This is a genomic window from Sporichthya brevicatena (assembly GCF_039525035.1).
GTDB classification, from domain to species: domain Bacteria; phylum Actinomycetota; class Actinomycetes; order Sporichthyales; family Sporichthyaceae; genus Sporichthya; species Sporichthya brevicatena.
The window spans coordinates 67,784-83,197 of sequence record NZ_BAAAHE010000047.1 but is presented as its reverse complement, the minus strand read 5'-3'; the positions used below and the strand labels follow the sequence as shown (position 1 = coordinate 83,197).

General features: G+C 72.2%; 15 protein-coding genes. 9 read left to right on the top strand and 6 right to left on the bottom strand.

The annotated features are described in order from the left end of the window. Position 1 precedes the first annotated feature (1 nt). Both ABD401_RS22045 and ABD401_RS22040 read right to left on the bottom strand, forming a co-directional pair. Positions 2 to 856: a DNA-formamidopyrimidine glycosylase family protein gene (locus ABD401_RS22045; RefSeq protein ID WP_344608805.1), complete on the bottom strand. Its 855-nt coding sequence runs from the start codon at positions 854 to 856 to the stop codon at positions 2 to 4. A 6-nt stretch (positions 857 to 862) separates the two neighbouring features. Beyond that, complete coding sequence (locus ABD401_RS22040; protein WP_344608863.1) at positions 863 to 5,449, bottom strand: ATP-dependent helicase; 4,587 nt, start codon at positions 5,447 to 5,449, stop codon at positions 863 to 865. A 124-nt stretch (positions 5,450 to 5,573) separates the two neighbouring features. Between ABD401_RS22040 and ABD401_RS22035 the strand changes: the two genes are divergently transcribed. Continuing rightward, the gene (locus ABD401_RS22035; RefSeq protein WP_344608803.1) at positions 5,574 to 6,362 is read left to right on the top strand and encodes a class I SAM-dependent methyltransferase; all 789 of its coding nucleotides are present in this window, start codon (positions 5,574 to 5,576) and stop codon (positions 6,360 to 6,362) included. A 123-nt stretch (positions 6,363 to 6,485) separates the two neighbouring features. Here the strand turns inward: ABD401_RS22035 and ABD401_RS22030 are convergent, their stop codons facing one another. Beyond that, entirely contained in the window at positions 6,486 to 7,007 is a 522-nt protein-coding gene (locus ABD401_RS22030; RefSeq protein WP_344608801.1) for a DinB family protein, read from the bottom strand. A gap of 90 nt (positions 7,008 to 7,097) precedes the next feature. Between ABD401_RS22030 and ABD401_RS22025 the strand changes: the two genes are divergently transcribed. The 8 genes from ABD401_RS22025 to ABD401_RS21990 all read left to right on the top strand — a co-directional run bounded on the left by ABD401_RS22025 (position 7,098) and on the right by ABD401_RS21990 (position 12,834). Next, positions 7,098 to 8,087: an ABC transporter ATP-binding protein gene (locus tag ABD401_RS22025; RefSeq protein WP_344608799.1), complete on the top strand. Its 990-nt coding sequence runs from the start codon at positions 7,098 to 7,100 to the stop codon at positions 8,085 to 8,087. Beyond that, positions 8,087 to 8,872, top strand: coding sequence for an ABC transporter permease (locus ABD401_RS22020; RefSeq protein ID WP_344608797.1), 786 nt, complete (start codon positions 8,087 to 8,089; stop codon positions 8,870 to 8,872). The genes ABD401_RS22025 and ABD401_RS22020 overlap by 1 nt, the downstream gene beginning before the upstream one ends. Further along, entirely contained in the window at positions 8,869 to 9,681 is an 813-nt protein-coding gene (locus tag ABD401_RS22015) for an ABC transporter permease (protein WP_344608795.1), read from the top strand. The genes ABD401_RS22020 and ABD401_RS22015 overlap by 4 nt, the downstream gene beginning before the upstream one ends. Then, a complete protein-coding gene (locus tag ABD401_RS22010; protein ID WP_344608793.1) occupies positions 9,678 to 10,247 on the top strand; it encodes a TIGR03086 family metal-binding protein in 570 nt (189 codons plus the stop codon). Before ABD401_RS22015 ends, ABD401_RS22010 begins: the two co-directional genes overlap by 4 nt. Positions 10,248 to 10,327: 80 nt before the next feature. Continuing rightward, positions 10,328 to 10,654, top strand: a complete 327-nt coding sequence (locus ABD401_RS22005) for a hypothetical protein (protein WP_344608791.1) — start codon at positions 10,328 to 10,330, stop codon at positions 10,652 to 10,654. A gap of 82 nt (positions 10,655 to 10,736) precedes the next feature. Continuing rightward, entirely contained in the window at positions 10,737 to 10,931 is a 195-nt protein-coding gene (locus tag ABD401_RS22000) for a DUF3046 domain-containing protein (protein ID WP_344608789.1), read from the top strand. Between the two features lie 218 nt (positions 10,932 to 11,149). Then, entirely contained in the window at positions 11,150 to 12,190 is a 1,041-nt protein-coding gene (recA, locus tag ABD401_RS21995) for a recombinase RecA (RefSeq protein WP_344608787.1), read from the top strand. A gap of 20 nt (positions 12,191 to 12,210) precedes the next feature. Beyond that, positions 12,211 to 12,834, top strand: coding sequence for a regulatory protein RecX (locus ABD401_RS21990; protein WP_344608785.1), 624 nt, complete (start codon positions 12,211 to 12,213; stop codon positions 12,832 to 12,834). Between the two features lie 90 nt (positions 12,835 to 12,924). On the opposite strand, the gene ABD401_RS21985 is transcribed toward ABD401_RS21990, so the two are convergent. From ABD401_RS21985 to ABD401_RS21975, 3 genes are read right to left on the bottom strand one after another with little or no spacing between them, the layout of a single operon-like run. Beyond that, a complete protein-coding gene (locus tag ABD401_RS21985) occupies positions 12,925 to 13,830 on the bottom strand; it encodes an amino acid ABC transporter permease (RefSeq protein ID WP_344608783.1) in 906 nt (301 codons plus the stop codon). Further along, on the bottom strand, positions 13,827 to 14,474 hold the full coding sequence (locus ABD401_RS21980; protein ID WP_344608781.1) for an amino acid ABC transporter permease: 648 nt from the start codon (positions 14,472 to 14,474) through the stop codon (positions 13,827 to 13,829). Before ABD401_RS21980 ends, ABD401_RS21985 begins: the two co-directional genes overlap by 4 nt. A gap of 32 nt (positions 14,475 to 14,506) precedes the next feature. Next, on the bottom strand, positions 14,507 to 15,385 hold the full coding sequence (locus ABD401_RS21975; protein ID WP_344608779.1) for a glutamate ABC transporter substrate-binding protein: 879 nt from the start codon (positions 15,383 to 15,385) through the stop codon (positions 14,507 to 14,509). Positions 15,386 to 15,414 lie beyond the last annotated feature (29 nt).

Here is a 15,414-nt window from a genome sequence, read left to right as displayed (position 1 = left end):
CTCAGGATCTCAAGGACGGCCCGTGTTCGCCAGTGACGCTCCGGGAAGGATCAGCCACTTTCTGTGGCTGGCAGCCGGGGCACCAGTACACCTTCCGCTCCTGACCGCGCGGGCCGAACGCCTCCTCGCGGATCCGCGTCCCGCACCGGCGGCAGGGCTGGCGGGCCCGCTCGAACACCCAGGCGGTGCGGCCGCGGCGCAGGTCGCCGGTGGTCGACTGGTCCGGCCGGTCCTTGTTGGCCTCGAGCAGGCGCCGCGCCCGTTCGACGACGGCGCGCAGGTCGGGCACCGCGGCGACCGGGGTGCGGGGATGGATGCCCGAGAGGAACAAGGTCTCGGCGCGGTACAGCGTGCCGATCCCGGCGAGGTTGCGTTGGTCGAGCAGGGCCTCGCCGATGGTGCGCTCGGGCGCACTACCCAAACGGCGTAACGCCTCGTCGAGGTCCCAGTCGGGCCCGAGCAGGTCCGGGCCGAGGTGGCCGACGACCGTGTGCTCCTGCGCGGTCGGGACCAGCTCGACGATCGGCAGCCGGTAGCCGACCGCTTCCCAGTCCGCCGTCGTCAGCACCACCCGGACCTGAAAGTCGGGACCACCCCTGCGCGTCGCGCCGGGACGGTAGAGGTGCCACGTCCCGTCCATCTTGAAGTGGGTGTGCAGGGTCAGCGGCTCGCCGTCGGCGAGCGCGAAGCGGAGCAGCTGGTGCTTGCCGCGGGACACCACCTCGACGACTCTCGCCCCGGACAGGTCGGCGTTGGCGAGCTGCGGTACGCGGAAGTCGCTCGCGGTGACCTCCGAGCCGGCGAGCGCCCGGTGGAGGCGTTTGCAGGCGAGGTGGACGGTGTCGCCCTCGGGCACGCGCGCCTACCCGCGCAACCGCAGACCGCGCGGGGTCGCGGAGAACCCGGCGGCGGAGAGGGCGGAGCCCAGCGGGGAGGTCAGGACTGACGCCCCGTCGGCCCGCTCCACGGTGAGCTTGCCCAGCGCGCCCTCGCGCACCGCGAGGGCGAGCGCGTCGACCGCCGGTTGCAGCTTCTCGGCCGCGCCGTCGTAGGAACCGTCGGCCTCGGGGTGGACCCAGGACAGCAGCGACTTCCCGCCGCGCTCGACGTAGAGGACGAGCTCGCCGTCGACGAGGACGACGAGTGCCCCCGCCTTGCGGCCGGGCTTGTGGCCGGAGGCCACCTCGTCCGGACGTTCGGGCCACGGCAGCGCGGCGCCGTAGGGGTTGGCGGGGTCCGTCGCCGCAAGGACGAGCGCCTGCCCGCGGCGCTTGGCGTCCTCCCGCGGGGTGGCGCGGAGGCGGTCGACGGCACCGGTCATCGCGAACTGCGCGGCGCCGAGACCCTCGACGAAGTAGCCGCGGCGGCAGCGGCCGGCCTCCTCGAACGCGGCGAGCACCCGGTAGGTCGCGGCGAACCCGCCGGGCGTCCGCTCGGCGACGACGGCGCCGCGGGTGAGGACACCGTGCCGGTCGAGCAGTGCGTCGGCGGCGGCCTGCGCGCGGCGGGTGGGGTCGGACTCGCGCTCGGGCAGCAGCGACCAGCGGCCGGCGACGGTCGGGGGCCCGGTGCGTGTGGGCATCGCCGGTTTGCCGAGCGCCGCCCGGCCGGGCCGCCCGTAACGGGCTCGCGGCGTCGGGGCCTTGCGGGCCTTGTGCGAGCCGCGGCCGCCGATCAGGGTCCGCAGCGGGGCGAGCGTGTCGTTGGTGAGCCGACCGGACCAGACCAGGTCCCAGATCGCGGCGACCAGAGCGGTGTCGTCGGTGGAGCCGACGCGGTCGGACAGCTGACGGAAGAACAGGGCGTACCCGTCGCCGAGGGCGTCGAGCACGGCGCGGTGCAGTTCCCCGCCCTCGGTCTCCGGGTCGAGCTCGGGCAGCAGCAGGTCAGCGGTGTCGGCGAGGTGCAGGGAGACCCAGCCGTCGTCGCCGGGCAGCGAGCCGTGGCCCGCCCACAGGACCTCGCCGGCGGCGGTCAGTTCGTCGAGCATCGCGGGGGAGTAACCGACCACCCGCGCGGGCAGGATCAGCCGCTCCAGCGCGGAGGCGGGCACCGCGGCGCCCTGGAGCTGTTCGACGACCCGCAGGACACCGTCGACGCCGCGCAGGGCGTCGGCGCCGACGTGCTGCCAGGCGGGGAGGAACCGCGCCAGCGCGGTGTGCTCGACGGGTTCGATCTCCTGCCGCAGCCGGGCGATCGAGAGCCGGCGCAGGCGGCGCAGCACCTCGGCGTCGCACCACTCGGTGCCGGACCCGCCGGGGCGGAACTCGCCCTCGACGACGCGGCCCGTCGCGGCGAGCCGGCCGAGGGCGCCGCGGGCCACCGCGCTGCCGAGCCCGAACCGGGCGGCGACGTCCGCCACCGCGAACGGGCCGTGGGTGCGGGCGAAGCGGGCGACGAGGTCACCGAGGGGGTCGCGGACGGGTTCGGTGAACGCCTCGGGCACGCCGACGGGCAGCGGGGCACCGAGGGCGTCGCGCAGCCGGCCGGCGTCCTCGATCGCCGCCCACTGCTCGGCGCCGGCGATGCGGACGCGGATGGCGCGGCGGGCCTCCTCCAGGGCGGCGAGCCAGCGCGGGACCTCGGCCTCGTTCCCGTCGACGACGCGGGCGATCACCTCGGCGGTCGTCAGCGGGCCGAGCAGGCGCAGCAGGTCGGCCACTCCTTCGAGGTCCTTCGCCTTGCGTTCGGCGGTGAGGCGCTGGAGCTCGATCTCGACGGTCTCGACCGCGCCGACGTCGAGCAGTTCGCGCAGGTCGGCCTGGCCGAGGAGCTCGGCGAGCAGGGCGGAGTCGAGGGCGAGAGCGGCTGCGCGGCGTTCGGCGAGCGGGGAGTCGCCCTCGTAGAGGAAGGCGGCGACGTAGCCGAAGAGCAGCGAGCGTGCGAACGGGGACGGCGACGAGGTCTCCACCTCGACGACGCGGACCTTTCGGTTCTCGATGTCGGTCATCAGCTCGACGAGGCCGGGGACGTCGAAGACGTCCTGCAGGCACTCGCGCATCGTCTCGAGCAGGATCGGGAATGACGCGTACTCAGATGCGACCGACAGCAGTTGGGCCGACCGCTGCCGTTGCTGCCACAGCGGCGACCGCTTGCCCGGGTCGCGGCGTGGGAGCAGCAGGGCGCGGGCCGCGCACTCGCGGAAGCGGGAGGCGAACAGCGCGGAGCCGCCGACCTCGGCGGTGACGAGCGCGTCGACCTCGGCCGGGTCGAGCACCACCGATGGGCTCTGACCGTGGGGGAGGTCGAGCTCGTCGAGTTCGATGTCGGGCAGGCGCAGGACGATGCCGTCGTCGGCGTGCATCGCCTGGACGTCGACGCCGAAGCGCTCGCGCAGGCGGCCGGCGAGAGCCAGCGCCCACGGGGCGTGGACCTGCGCGCCGAAGGGGGAGTGCACGCACAGCCGCCAGTCGCCGAGCTCGTCGCGGAAGCGCTCGACGACGATCGTGCGGTCGTCGGGGACGTGCGTCGTGGCCTCGCGTTGCTCGGCGAGGTAGACGAGGAGGTTGTCGGTCGCCCACTCGTCGAGCCCGCACCGGGCCAGGCGCTCCCGGGCGGCGGCGTCGTCGAGGCGGGCGAGCTCCCGCAGGAAGCCGCCGAGGGCGCGACCGAGTTCGAGGGGGCGCCCGATCGAGTCGCCCTTCCAGAACGGGAGCCGACCGGGCTGGCCGGGCGCGGGGGAGACGAGCACGCGGTCGTGGGTGATGTCCTCGATCCGCCAGCTGGACGAGCCGAGTGTGAAGACGTCGCCGACGCGGGACTCGTAGACCATCTCCTCGTCGAGCTCACCGACACGGGAGGCCTTCTCCCCGACCAGGAAGACCCCGAACAGGCCGCGATCGGGGATCGTGCCGCCGCTGGTGACCGCGAGCCGCTGCGCACCGGGCCGGCCGGTGAGGGTGTTGTTCACCCGGTCCCAGACCAGCCGCGGGCGCAGCTCGGCGAACTCGTCGGACGGGTAGCGGCCCGAGAGCATGTCGAGGACCGCGTCGAACGACGACTGCGGGAGCGAGGCGAACGGGGCGGCGCGGCGCACGAGAGCGAGGAGCTCGTCCGCGGACCACTCGTCGAGGGCGACCATCGAGACGATGTGCTGCGCGAGGACGTCGAGGGGGTTGCGCGGGATGCGGATGGCCTCGATCTGAGCCGCCATCATGCGCTCGGCGACGACGGCGGTCTGGACGAGGTCGCCCCGGTGCTTGGGGAACACGACGCCGCGGGAGACCGCACTGACCTGGTGGCCGGCGCGGCCGATGCGCTGCAGGCCGCTGGCGACCGAGGGTGGCGACTCGACCTGGACGACGAGGTCGACCGCGCCCATGTCGATGCCGAGCTCAAGACTCGAGGTGGCGACGACGGCCTTGAGGCGCCCGGTCTTCAGCTCGTCCTCGATGATCGCCCGCTGCTCCTTGGAGACCGAGCCGTGGTGGGCCCGGGCGAGGACCTCCGGGGCGCCGCGGGAGACGCCACTGTGTCCGAGCAGCTGGGCGGGTTGCTTGATCGTCCCTTCGGGCGGGAGCTCCTCGCCGGTCTCGCGTTCGAGGGCAGCCTCGTTCAGACGCTGCGTCAGACGTTCGGCGAGTCGGCGGGAGTTGGAGAACACGATCGTCGTGCGGTGGGCCTCGATGAGGTCGGTGATGCGTTCCTCGACGTGCGGCCAGATCGAGGTCCGTGGCTCGGCGCCGGCGGCGGAGCCCTCGAACTCCGCGGTGGGGACGCCGAGTTCGCGCATGTCCTCGACCGGGACGACGACCGAGATGTCGAACTGCTTGTCGGCCGGCGGCTTGACGACGACGGTCTCGGCGGCGCCGCCGAGGAACCGCGCGACCTCCTCGACCGGGCGCACGGTGGCGGACAGGCCGATGCGCTGGGCGGGCTTCTCCAGCAGGGCGTCGAGGCGTTCGAGGGAGAGCGCGAGATGGGCGCCGCGCTTGGTGGCGGCGACCGCGTGGACCTCGTCGACGATCACGGTCTCGACGCCCGCAAGGGACTCCCGGGCGCGCGAGGTGAGGATGAGGAAGAGCGACTCCGGCGTGGTGATGAGGATGTCCGGCGGGCGGGTGGCGAACTTGCGGCGCTCGTCGGCGGGGGTGTCGCCGGTGCGCATGCCGACCTCGACCGTCGGCTCCGGGAGACCGAGCCGGTGCGCGGCCTGGCGGATGCCGGCCAGCGGGGCGCGCAGGTTGCGCTCGACGTCGACGGCGAGCGCCTTGAGCGGCGAGACGTAGAGGACGCGGCAGCGCCGCTCGCGTTCGGCGGGCGGCGGGGTGGACGTCAGCCGGTCCAGGGCGGACAGGAACGCCGCGAGCGTCTTGCCCGACCCGGTCGGGGCGACGACCAGGGCGTGCCGACCGGACGCGATCGCCTCCCACGCGCCGATCTGGGCGGTCGTGGGCGCCTCGAAGGCACCGGAGAACCACGCCGTGGTCGCCGGCGCGAATCCGGCCATCGGGTCGGAGGTGGGGGGCACCGGTCCATCCTGCCCCGCGGCACCGACAGTAGGCCTGGCCCCGATGCACCCCGGTCCGGTGGGTCTTACAATGTAAGACATAAATCTCAGAGAGTGAGACGCCATGACGTACACCCACGGCCACCACGAGTCGGTGCTGCGCTCCCACCGGTGGCGGACCGCGGAGAACTCCGCCGCGTACCTGCTGCCGTACCTGGCCTCGGACCAGCGCCTGCTCGACGTCGGCTGCGGGCCGGGGACGCTCACGCTGGACCTCGCCGAGCGGGTGGGAGCGGTCACCGCGCTCGAGCCGACCGCCGAGGCGCTCGACCTGTGCCGGGCGGAGGCGGCGGCGCGGGGAACGACCGGGGTGGAGTTCGCGGTGGGGGACGTCCACGCTCTGCCGTTCGCGGACGACAGCTTCGACGTCGTGCACGCGCACCAGGTCCTGCAGCACGTCGCCGACCCGGTGCAGGCGCTGCGGGAGATGCGGCGGGTGACGCGGCCGGGCGGGATCGTCGCCGTGCGCGACAGCGACTACCCGGCGTTCGCGTGGTACCCGAAGCCGCCCGCGCTCGACGACTGGATGGCGCTCTACCTGCGGTGCGCGGGCGACAACGGCGGCGAGCCCGAGGCCGGGCGGCGCCTGCTGTCGTGGGCGCAGCAGGCCGGGTTCGCCGACATCACCCCGACCGCGAGCGTCTGGTGCTTCGCGACCCCGGACGACCGCGCCTGGTGGGGCGGGATGTGGGCGGACCGGATCCTCTCCTCGGCGATGGCGACCCAGGCCCTGACCTCCGGCTACGCCACCGCGGCCGACCTGCAGGCGATGTCCGCCGGCTGGTCCGAGTGGGCCGCCGCCGGCGACGGCTGGCTCTCCATCACCCACGGGGAGATCGTCGCCCGCGCCTGACCCGCCCCCGCCCGGCCTGCACAAGAGATGTCATCTGCACAAGAGATGTCATCTGCACAAGAGATGTCATCTCCAGTGCATGCATTGGAGATGACATCTCTTGTGCAGGGAGGCGGCGGCGGGTCAGCGGAAGCCGAGGCGGATGTGGAGATCGCGGAGGAGGGCGATCTCGGCGCCGTGGTGGATCGCTTCCCGGCTGATGTGGAGGACCAGGGCGGCGCGCGGGAAGGCCTCGTAGCCGGGTTCGCCGCAGGGAGCGGCGAGCTGCTCGTCGGTCCAGGTGCGCACGCCGGCCATCCAGGCGGCGTAGGCCTCGTCGAGTTGGGCGAGTGCGGTCGCGGCGGTGCCGGCGTACTCGAAGGTCTCGTAGTCCATCGCGGGTCCGCCGAAGTGGCGGGCGACGCGCATGCCGAAGACGCCGACGATCAGGTGGCCCAGGCGCCAGGCGATCGTCGTCACCGGCTCGGGGTCCGGGGTGGGGTTCGCGAAGTCGATCGCGGTGCCGGTGCCGCGGGGCCGGACGTTCCAGCAGTTGGGGACGGGCTCCCAGCAGTACTCGTCGTCCGTCAGCCCGTCGAGCCGGGGCCGGAGCTGCCCGGTCCAGTGCCGCTCGAGCTGGTCGCACAGCTGCTCGTTCCAGTCCATGTGGGCGTCCTACCCCCGCCCGGTGGGCGGTCATGCCGGGCGGGCGGAATTGGACGGCCCCGCGTCGGCGGACGCGGGTAACGTGCCCCGGTGGACGAGACCAGGGACGAACGGGCGGCGGTCGCCGTCGACGCGCCGCCGGGCGCGTTGGTGTTCGCCCGCGACCTGGTCAAGGCGTTCGGCGAGGGGGAGCAACGCCGCGTCGCCGTGGCCGGGATCGACGTCGAGGTCCGCGCGGGTGAGGCCTTCGGCTTCCTCGGGCCCAACGGGGCCGGCAAGAGCTCGACGATGCGGATGATCGGCTGCACGTCGCCCGCGACCGCGGGAGTGCTCCGGGTGCTCGGGCGGGACCCGGCGGTCGATGGCTCGCAGATCCGGGCCGGGCTGGGCGTCGTCCCGCAGGAGGACAGCCTCGACGGAGAACTGACCGTCCGCGACAACCTCGTCATCTACGGCCGTTACTTCGGGCTGCCGTGGAAGGAGTGCCGCTCCCGGGCCGACGAGCTGCTGGAGTTCGTGCAACTCGCCGATCGGCGCGACTCGCGCGTCGACACCCTCTCCGGCGGCATGAAGCGGCGCCTGACGATCGCGCGGGCGCTGGTGAACCGGCCCCGGCTCCTGCTGCTCGACGAGCCGACGACGGGGCTCGACCCGCAGGCCCGGCACGTCGTGTGGGAGCGGCTGTTCCAGCTCAAGCGCTCAGGCGTCACATTGATTCTGACGACGCATTACATGGACGAGGCCGAGCAGCTCTGCGACCGGCTCGTCGTGATGGACGGCGGTCGGATCGCGGCCGAGGGTTCACCGCGGGACCTGATCGCGACGCACTCGACCCGCGAGGTCGTCGAGGCCCGCCCGGCCGACGGCGAGACCGCGCGCCCGGCCGAGGTCCTGGCGCCGCTCGCGCAGCGGATCGAGGTCCTCCCGGACCGTGTCCTGCTCTACACCGACGACGGGGACGCCACCGCCGCTGCCGTGACGCACCATCATCACGAGCTGAACCTGGCCTCGGTCCTGGTCCGACGCTCCTCGCTGGAGGACGTGTTCCTCCGCCTCACCGGCCGGACGCTGGTCGACTGATGCGCCCGCTGCTCGGCCCGGCCGTCCCGGCCATGGAGTACTGGCTCCTGCGCAACCGGCGGCACTGGCGCACCCAGCTCACCGCCATGACCGTGACACCGCTGCTGTACCTGACCGCGCTCGGGTTCGGCGTCGGGACGCTGGTCGACGACAACGTCGGGGCGGCCGGGGTGCAGGGCGTCGAGTACCTGGTGTTCCTGGCCCCCGGGATCCTCGCCCTCACCGCGATGCAGCAGGGGTTCGAGGAGAGTTCCTGGCCGGTCATCGGGGCGTTGCGGTGGTGGGGGACCTATCCGGCGCAGCAGGTGACGCGCCTGCGGGTGCACGACCTGCTGACGGGCCACCTGTTGTTCATCGCGCTGAAACTGACCGCGACGGTGACGATCTTCACCGCGGTGGCGGCGCTGTTCGGGGCGTTCTCCTCGCCGTGGGTCCTCGCGGCGATGCCGGCGGCGGTGCTCTGCGGGCTGGCGCACGCCGCCCCGATCGCGGCGTTCGCCATCACCCGACGGGTCGAGATGAGTCTCGCCGCGTTCTACCGCTTCGTGGTCCTGCCGATGTCGTTGTTCTCGGGCGCGTTCTTCCCGGTCGCGCAGCTCCCGGTGGGGGTGGAGCAGCTGGCCTACGTGACGCCGCTGTGGCACGGCGTCGATCTCTGCCGCGACCTGGCCCTGGAGCAGGGGACGTTCGCGAGCGGTCTCGGGCACGTCGCATACCTGCTCGCGTGGACGGTCGGCGGCTTCGTCCTCGCCGTCCGGATGTACGCGCGGAGGCTGGCACCGTGACGGCGGTCGGGCGGGTGCTGCCGCCGCTCCCACGCGTCGGCCGGCCGGCGTTGGGGGCGGGTCGGCACGTCGTCGAGCGGAACGCGCTGTTCTTCCGCGGGCACATGCTCGTGATCCTCGGCGGATTCCTCGAGGCGCTGTTCTACCTGCTCTCGATCGGCGTCGGGATCGCCGATCTCGTCGGTGACGTCGAGGGCCCGGGCGGCCGACCGCTGGAGTACACGGAGTTCGTGGCGCCGGCCATGCTCGCGGCCTCCGCGATGAACGGCGCGGTCATGGAGAGCTTCAACATCATGGCCAAGCTGCATCTGTCGAAGGCGTACGAGGCGGTGCTGGCCACGCCGATCACGATCCGCGACATCGCCGTCGGCGAGATCGCGTGGACGTTGATGCGCGGCGGGGCGTACTCGGCGGCGTTCCTGGCGGTGATGGCCGCGCTGGGGTTGTGCTCGTCGTGGTGGGCGGTCCTCGCCCTGCCGGCCGCGCTGCTCGTCGGGTTCACGTTCGCGGCGCTGGGCCTGGCCGCGGTGGCGCTGATCCGCGGCTGGCAGGACTTCGAGTGGGTCATGACCGGCGTCCTGCCGATGTTCCTGTTCTCGGCGACCTTCGCGCCGCTGTCGACCTACCCGGACCCGGTCGCCTGGCTCGCCCGGGTACTGCCGCTGTACCACGGGGTCGCGTTGCTGCGGGGGCTCACGACGGGGGCGGTCGACGCCGCGTTGCTGCTGCACGTGCTGTACCTGACCGGGCTCGGCGCGGGAGCCTGTTGGCTCGCGATCCGGCGTCTGGAGGCGAAGCTGATCACATGAACGTGCTCGAGGCTCTGAGCGCCGCGGACCGCGGCTTCGACCGGCGGCTGCGGGAGGTCGGGGAGGCCGACTGGCACCGCCCCACGCCCTGCACCGACTGGGACACCTACCGCCTGGTGAACCACGTGGTCATCGGCGGCGGCCGGTACGGCCGCCTCGTGCGGGGCGGCACGCGGGACGACTTTCTCGCCGAACGGCAGATCGACGCCCTCGTGATCGGCGCGCTCCCGGCGTGGGAGGAGAACCGGGCGCTGTGCGCCGCGGCGTTCGCCGAGCCCGGGGCGCTGGAGCGGGTCGTCCCGTTCTCGACCGGGGACATCCCGGGGCGCATCCTGCTCCAGATCCGGGTCGTCGAGGTCGTCGTCCACACCTGGGACCTGGCCCGCTCCCTCGGTCTCGACGAGGCCTGCGATCCGGAACTGGCGGCGTTCGCGCTGCGTGTCTGGCCGGAGAACGCCCTGCCGCTCGGGGCCGGGGGAGTCCCGTTCTTCGAGCCGCCGGCACCCGGCGACGCGCCGGGGTCGGACCTGGAGACGCTGCTCCGGCTGGCCGGCCGGACGCCCTGACGGGGTCGCGCGGCACGGGCACCCCGGGGTGCTGGGTACCATGGGCTGCCACATCCCGATCTTTTCCGCAGGAGAGCCACGTGTCCGGCAAGCAGTCAAAGACCTCACGCGCGTCAGTCCGCGCCGGTGCGGGCTCCGCCTCCGGCGCCGTCTCCGTCCTCGGCGAGGTCAAGTACGTGATCCCGCTGAACGGCGGCAAGAACGCCTACGTTCGCAACATCACCACCGGGCGGACCCCGAACCTGCGGACGAACTCCGACGCGTTCGTCGAGGAGATCCGCAGCCTCGCGGCGGCCGGCCACGGCGCCAAGATCAAGGCCGAGCTCGAGTCGCTCGCGGCCGAGTTCCCCGACCACGGCTGGGACGCGGCTCTGCAGCGTCTCGTCGACGCCGAGGCGCTCGGCTAGAACCTGCTTCCCGAACCGCCCCACGCCGCTCGGTGTGGGGCGGTTCGTCGTTCCGGTGCGGGCCGCAGGCACACTGACCCGCATGCGCCTGTCGGACTTCTGGGATCGGATGCGGACCGAGCTCGGGGCCGGGTACGCGGAGTCCTACGCCCGGGACACGGTGATCGCCGGCCTCGGCGGCCGTACCGTCCAGCAGGCTCTCGACGCCGGCGAGGACACCAAGACCGTCTGGCGGGCCGTCTGCGCCGCGCTGGAACTGCCGCCGTCGCGGCGCTGACCCTCCCCGTCGCCGTGGGGGTGTCACCCCGGGTGTGACGGGTGGGACGAAACTTTGTTCGAACGATCGGCGTGGCGCGTTTCGTCGAACGGGTGTTCGAGCTAGCGTTTTCCCCACGCCGCGGCATCCACAGATCCGAGCACGGCGGGGCCGGTTGTCGGACCCGCATGGAAATGTCGCCGCCGACGAGATCCGACGACCCGAGGTGGGGGCAACACATGGCTCAGGCACCAGACCGCGACAAGGCACTCGACAACGCCCTGTCGCAGATCGAGCGGCAGTTCGGCAAGGGCTCGGTGATGCGGCTCGGTGACGACACGCGCGCACCGGTCGACGTCATCCCGACCGGCTCGGTCGCCCTCGACGTGGCCCTCGGCATCGGTGGTCTGCCCCGCGGGCGTGTCATCGAGGTCTACGGCCCCGAGTCCTCCGGCAAGACGACCGTGGCCCTCCACGCGGTCGCCAACGCCCAGCGGGCCGGCGGGGTCGCGGCCTTCATCGACGCCGAGCACGCGCTCGACCCGGAGTACGCCCGCAAGCTCGGTGTCGACACCGACGCGCTGCTGGTCTCCCAGCCGGACACCGGCGAGCAGGCGCTGGAGATCGCGGACATGCTGATCCGCTCGGGCGCGCTCGACATCATCGTCATCGACTCGGTCGCGGCCCTCGTGCCCCGCGCCGAGATCGAGGGCGAGATGGGCGACAGCCACGTCGGTCTCCAGGCCCGCCTGATGAGCCAGGCGCTCCGCAAGATCACCGGTGCGCTGAACTCCTCGAAGACGACCGCGATCTTCATCAACCAGCTCCGCGAGAAGATCGGCGTGATGTTCGGGTCGCCGGAGACCACGACCGGTGGTCGGGCCCTGAAGTTCTACGCGTCGGTGCGGCTGGACGTCCGCCGGATCGAGACGCTCAAGGACGGCTCGGAGCCGGTTGGTAACCGGACCCGCGTCAAGGTCGTGAAGAACAAGATGGCCGCGCCGTTCAAGCAGGCCGAGTTCGACATCCTCTACGGCCAGGGCATCAGCCGCGAGGGCGGCCTGATCGACATGGGCGTGGAGCACGGCTTCGTCCGCAAGTCCGGTGCCTGGTACACGTACGAGGGCGACCAGCTCGGCCAGGGCAAGGAGAACGCTCGCAACTTCTTGAAGGACAACCCCGACCTCGCGAACGAGATCGAGAAGAAGATCAAGGAGAAGCTCGGCATCGGCCCGCAGCTCGACAAGCCCGTCGACGAGGACACCCCGACCGACTTCTGAGCGGTCCGGGGAGAACAACGATGGCGGCGCGTCAACGGCGATCCCGCAGCCGGTGGGAGTTCGACCCCGACGCGCCGCCGTCGTTCGTCGGAGCATCCGAGGGGCAGCCGCGGGCGCGGCGCGAGAAACGCGAGAAGCCGCCCGCGGAGCCCGTCGAGCCCTCGGCCCTGGCGCGGGAGATCTGCCTGGGGCAGCTCTCGCACGGGCCGCGCACGGCCGCGCAGCTCGCGGCCGCGATGGCCCGCAAGGGCATCGAGGAGGACGTCGCGAACGAGGTCCTCGAGCGGTTCACCGACGTCGGCCTGATCGACGACCAGGCCTTCGCCGAGGCGTGGGTGGAGAGCCGCCACGCCGGCCGCGGCCTCGCCCGCCGCGCCCTTGCCCACGAGCTGCGGACCCGCGGGGTCGACGCGGCCGTCGTGGCCGTCGCGGTCGCGGAGCTCGACCCCGAGCGTGAGCTCGAGACCGCGCGCACCCTCGCGACCAAGCGCCTCGCCGCGACCCGCGGCCTCGACACCCAGGTCCGGTTCCGCCGCGTCGCCTCCCTGCTCGCGCGCAAGGGGTACTCCGAGGCCGTCGCCTACCGCGTCATCCGCGAGGCGCTCGAGGCCGAGGGCGAGGACGCCCCGCCCCTGGGCGACTGATCGCCTGTCCCGCCGGGCATCTCCCCGAAAGCGCACTATGGCACCCGCGAAAGCAAAAAGCGGGTGTCGTACTGCGCTTTCGGGCGAGTGTCAGGTGGCGTCGGTGACGGCGGCGGCCTGGGAGACGGCGGCGCGGCTGTAGCGCCGGGCCTGGCGGCGTTCGAGCCAGCGGGCGAAGCCGTCGACCGCCATGTTCAGGGCGACGTAGATGATCGTGATGACGATGACCGTCGGGATGATGTTGTAGCGGGTGTCGTAGATGTTCCGGCCGACGCGGACCAGCTCGGGGTAGGCGATGATGAAGCCGAGCGAGGTGTCCTTCAGCGCGACGACGGCCTGGCTGACGATCGAGGGCAGCATGATGCGGGTCGCCTGGGGGAGCAGGACCTGGCTCATGATCTGACGCTCGGTCAGCCCGACGGCCGCGGCGGCCTCGCGCTGGCCCTTGGGCACGGCGAGGATGCCCGCGCGGAACACCTCGGCGAGGACCGCCCCGTTGTACAGCATCAGCGCGATCACCAGCGGGGCCAGCGTCCCGAGCTGGTCGGTGCCGAGAATGGCCGCGACGCGTTCGGGGAGGGCGTCGGAGAGGTCGTCGCCGATCGGCTCGAAGTCGCCGGAGAAGGCGATGAACAGGAACAGGATCAGGATGACGACCGGCGTCGCGCGGAAGAACTCGACGAACGCCACGCAGGGCCAGCGCAGCCAGCGCCGCGTCGACAGGCGTCCGGCCGCGAGCAGGATCCCGAGGATCAGTGCGAGGACGATCGCGAACAGCGCGGCCCGGATCGTCGCACCGAGCCCGCGGGCGATGGCCTTCTGAATGCCGCGGTCGGTGAAGGGTTCCCAGAGCGTGGAGTCGAACTGGTCGCGCTGGTCGAGACGCCAGATCACCCAGCCGACGAGCGCGGCGAAGACGACGATCGCGAGGGCACTGAAGATCCGTGCCCGGCGGCGGGCCCGCGGACCGGGGACGTCGAAGAGGACCAGGCTCATCGCAGCACCGCCACCCGGCGCTCCAACCACGCGGCGAACGCAGTGAGCACGAAGACGATGAGCATGTAGCCGCCGGCGATGCCGAAGAAGATCCAGTACAGGGAGTCGGCGTGGTCGCGGAGCAGGCCCGACATCACGTAGGAGGCCTCGGTGACCCCGAATGCCTCCGCGACCGCGGTGTTGCGGACCAGCGCGATCAGGATGTTGGTGATCGGGGGGATCGCGCTGCGCGTGGCCTGCGGTAGCACGATCAGCGTGAGGTTCTGCCGGAAGGTCATCCCGAGGGCGCGGGCGGCCTCGGCCTGTCCGGCGCTGACCGCGTTGATCCCGGAGCGAACCGCCTCGCAGATGAAGGCCGAGGTGTACGCGGTCAGGGCGAGGACCGCGAAGGTGAAGAACGAGAACTGGATGCCGACCGTCGGGAACCCGAAGACGAAGATGATGAAGATCAGCACCAGCGGGGTGTTGCGGGCGACGTGGACGAAGACCGCCGCGGCGCCGCGCAGCACCGGGATCGGGCTGACCCGCATGGAGGCGAGCACGGTCCCGAGGACCAGCGAGGCAACGCCGGAGAGCACGAAGAGCTGGATCGTCTTCCAGAAGCCCTCGAGGATCTCTCCGGCGTTGTCCGCCAGGACGTTCACGTCAGGTCAGACCGTTCACAGGTGACGGGCGGTCAGCACTTGTCGTCGAGCTGGGGGACCGGCGGCGCGGAGACCCCGGACTTGCCGAGCGTGTCGGCGAAGGCCTGGGCCCAGCTGCCGTCGTCGAACGCGGCCTGCAGCGTGTCGATGAGGAACTCGCACATCTGCGTGTCGCCGAAGGCGAACCCGATGCCGTAGCGCTCCTGGCTGAACGGGTCACCCACGACCTTGACCTTGTCGGGCTGCTTCGCGGCGTAGCCGAGCAGGATGGCACCGTCCGTGGTGACCGCGTCGACGGACTTGTTGACCAGCTGCTGCACGCACTCGGTGTAGGTCGCGAACGGCGCCGGCGCCGCGCCGTACTTCTCCTCGACGGTCTTGATGGACGTCGAGCCGCTGACCGAGCAGACCTTCTTGCCCGTCAGGTCGTCGGGGCCGTTGATCGAGCTGTCGTCGGAGCGGACCAGCAGTTGCTGACCGGTCTCGTAGTACGGCCCGGCCTGGCTGACGACCTTCCGACGCTCCTCGGTGATCGAGTACGAGGCGATGACGAGGTCGACCGTGCGGGCCTTGATGAACGGCTCGCGGTTGGCCGAGACCGTCTCCTTGAACTCGATGTCGCCGGAGTCGATCCCGAGCGCCTTGGCGATGATCTTGGCGATCTCGATGTCGAAGCCGGAGAGCTTGCCCGTCGCGGGGTCCTTCTCGCCGACGCCCGGCTGGTCGAACTTCACGCCGACCACGAGTTTGTCGGCGCCCTGCAGGCGGCCGAGCGTGCCGGAGACCGCGGAGGCCGACGCGCTGGCGCCACCGCTCGGCGTGTTGTCCTGCGAGGCGTTGTCGTCGTCGTCATCGCCTCCGCAGGCCGTCAACGACAACGCCAGCACGAGGGCGGCGGCGGAGGTGGTCAAGCGGCGCAATCTCATGGGCGGTTCGCCTC

Coding starts and splice junctions, on each gene's coding strand:
- ABD401_RS22020 (WP_344608797.1), top strand. CDS start 8,087: ATGCGCCCGCTGCTCGGCCCGGCCGTCCCGGCCATGGAGTACTGGCTC.
- ABD401_RS22040 (WP_344608863.1), bottom strand. CDS start 5,449: ATGGCCGGATTCGCGCCGGCGACCACGGCGTGGTTCTCCGGTGCCTTC.
- ABD401_RS21985 (WP_344608783.1), bottom strand. CDS start 13,830: ATGAGCCTGGTCCTCTTCGACGTCCCCGGTCCGCGGGCCCGCCGCCGG.
- ABD401_RS22000 (WP_344608789.1), top strand. CDS start 10,737: ATGCGCCTGTCGGACTTCTGGGATCGGATGCGGACCGAGCTCGGGGCC.
- ABD401_RS22030 (WP_344608801.1), bottom strand. CDS start 7,007: ATGGACTGGAACGAGCAGCTGTGCGACCAGCTCGAGCGGCACTGGACC.
- recA (WP_344608787.1), top strand. CDS start 11,150: ATGGCTCAGGCACCAGACCGCGACAAGGCACTCGACAACGCCCTGTCG.
- ABD401_RS21990 (WP_344608785.1), top strand. CDS start 12,211: ATGGCGGCGCGTCAACGGCGATCCCGCAGCCGGTGGGAGTTCGACCCC.
- ABD401_RS22010 (WP_344608793.1), top strand. CDS start 9,678: ATGAACGTGCTCGAGGCTCTGAGCGCCGCGGACCGCGGCTTCGACCGG.
- ABD401_RS22035 (WP_344608803.1), top strand. CDS start 5,574: ATGACGTACACCCACGGCCACCACGAGTCGGTGCTGCGCTCCCACCGG.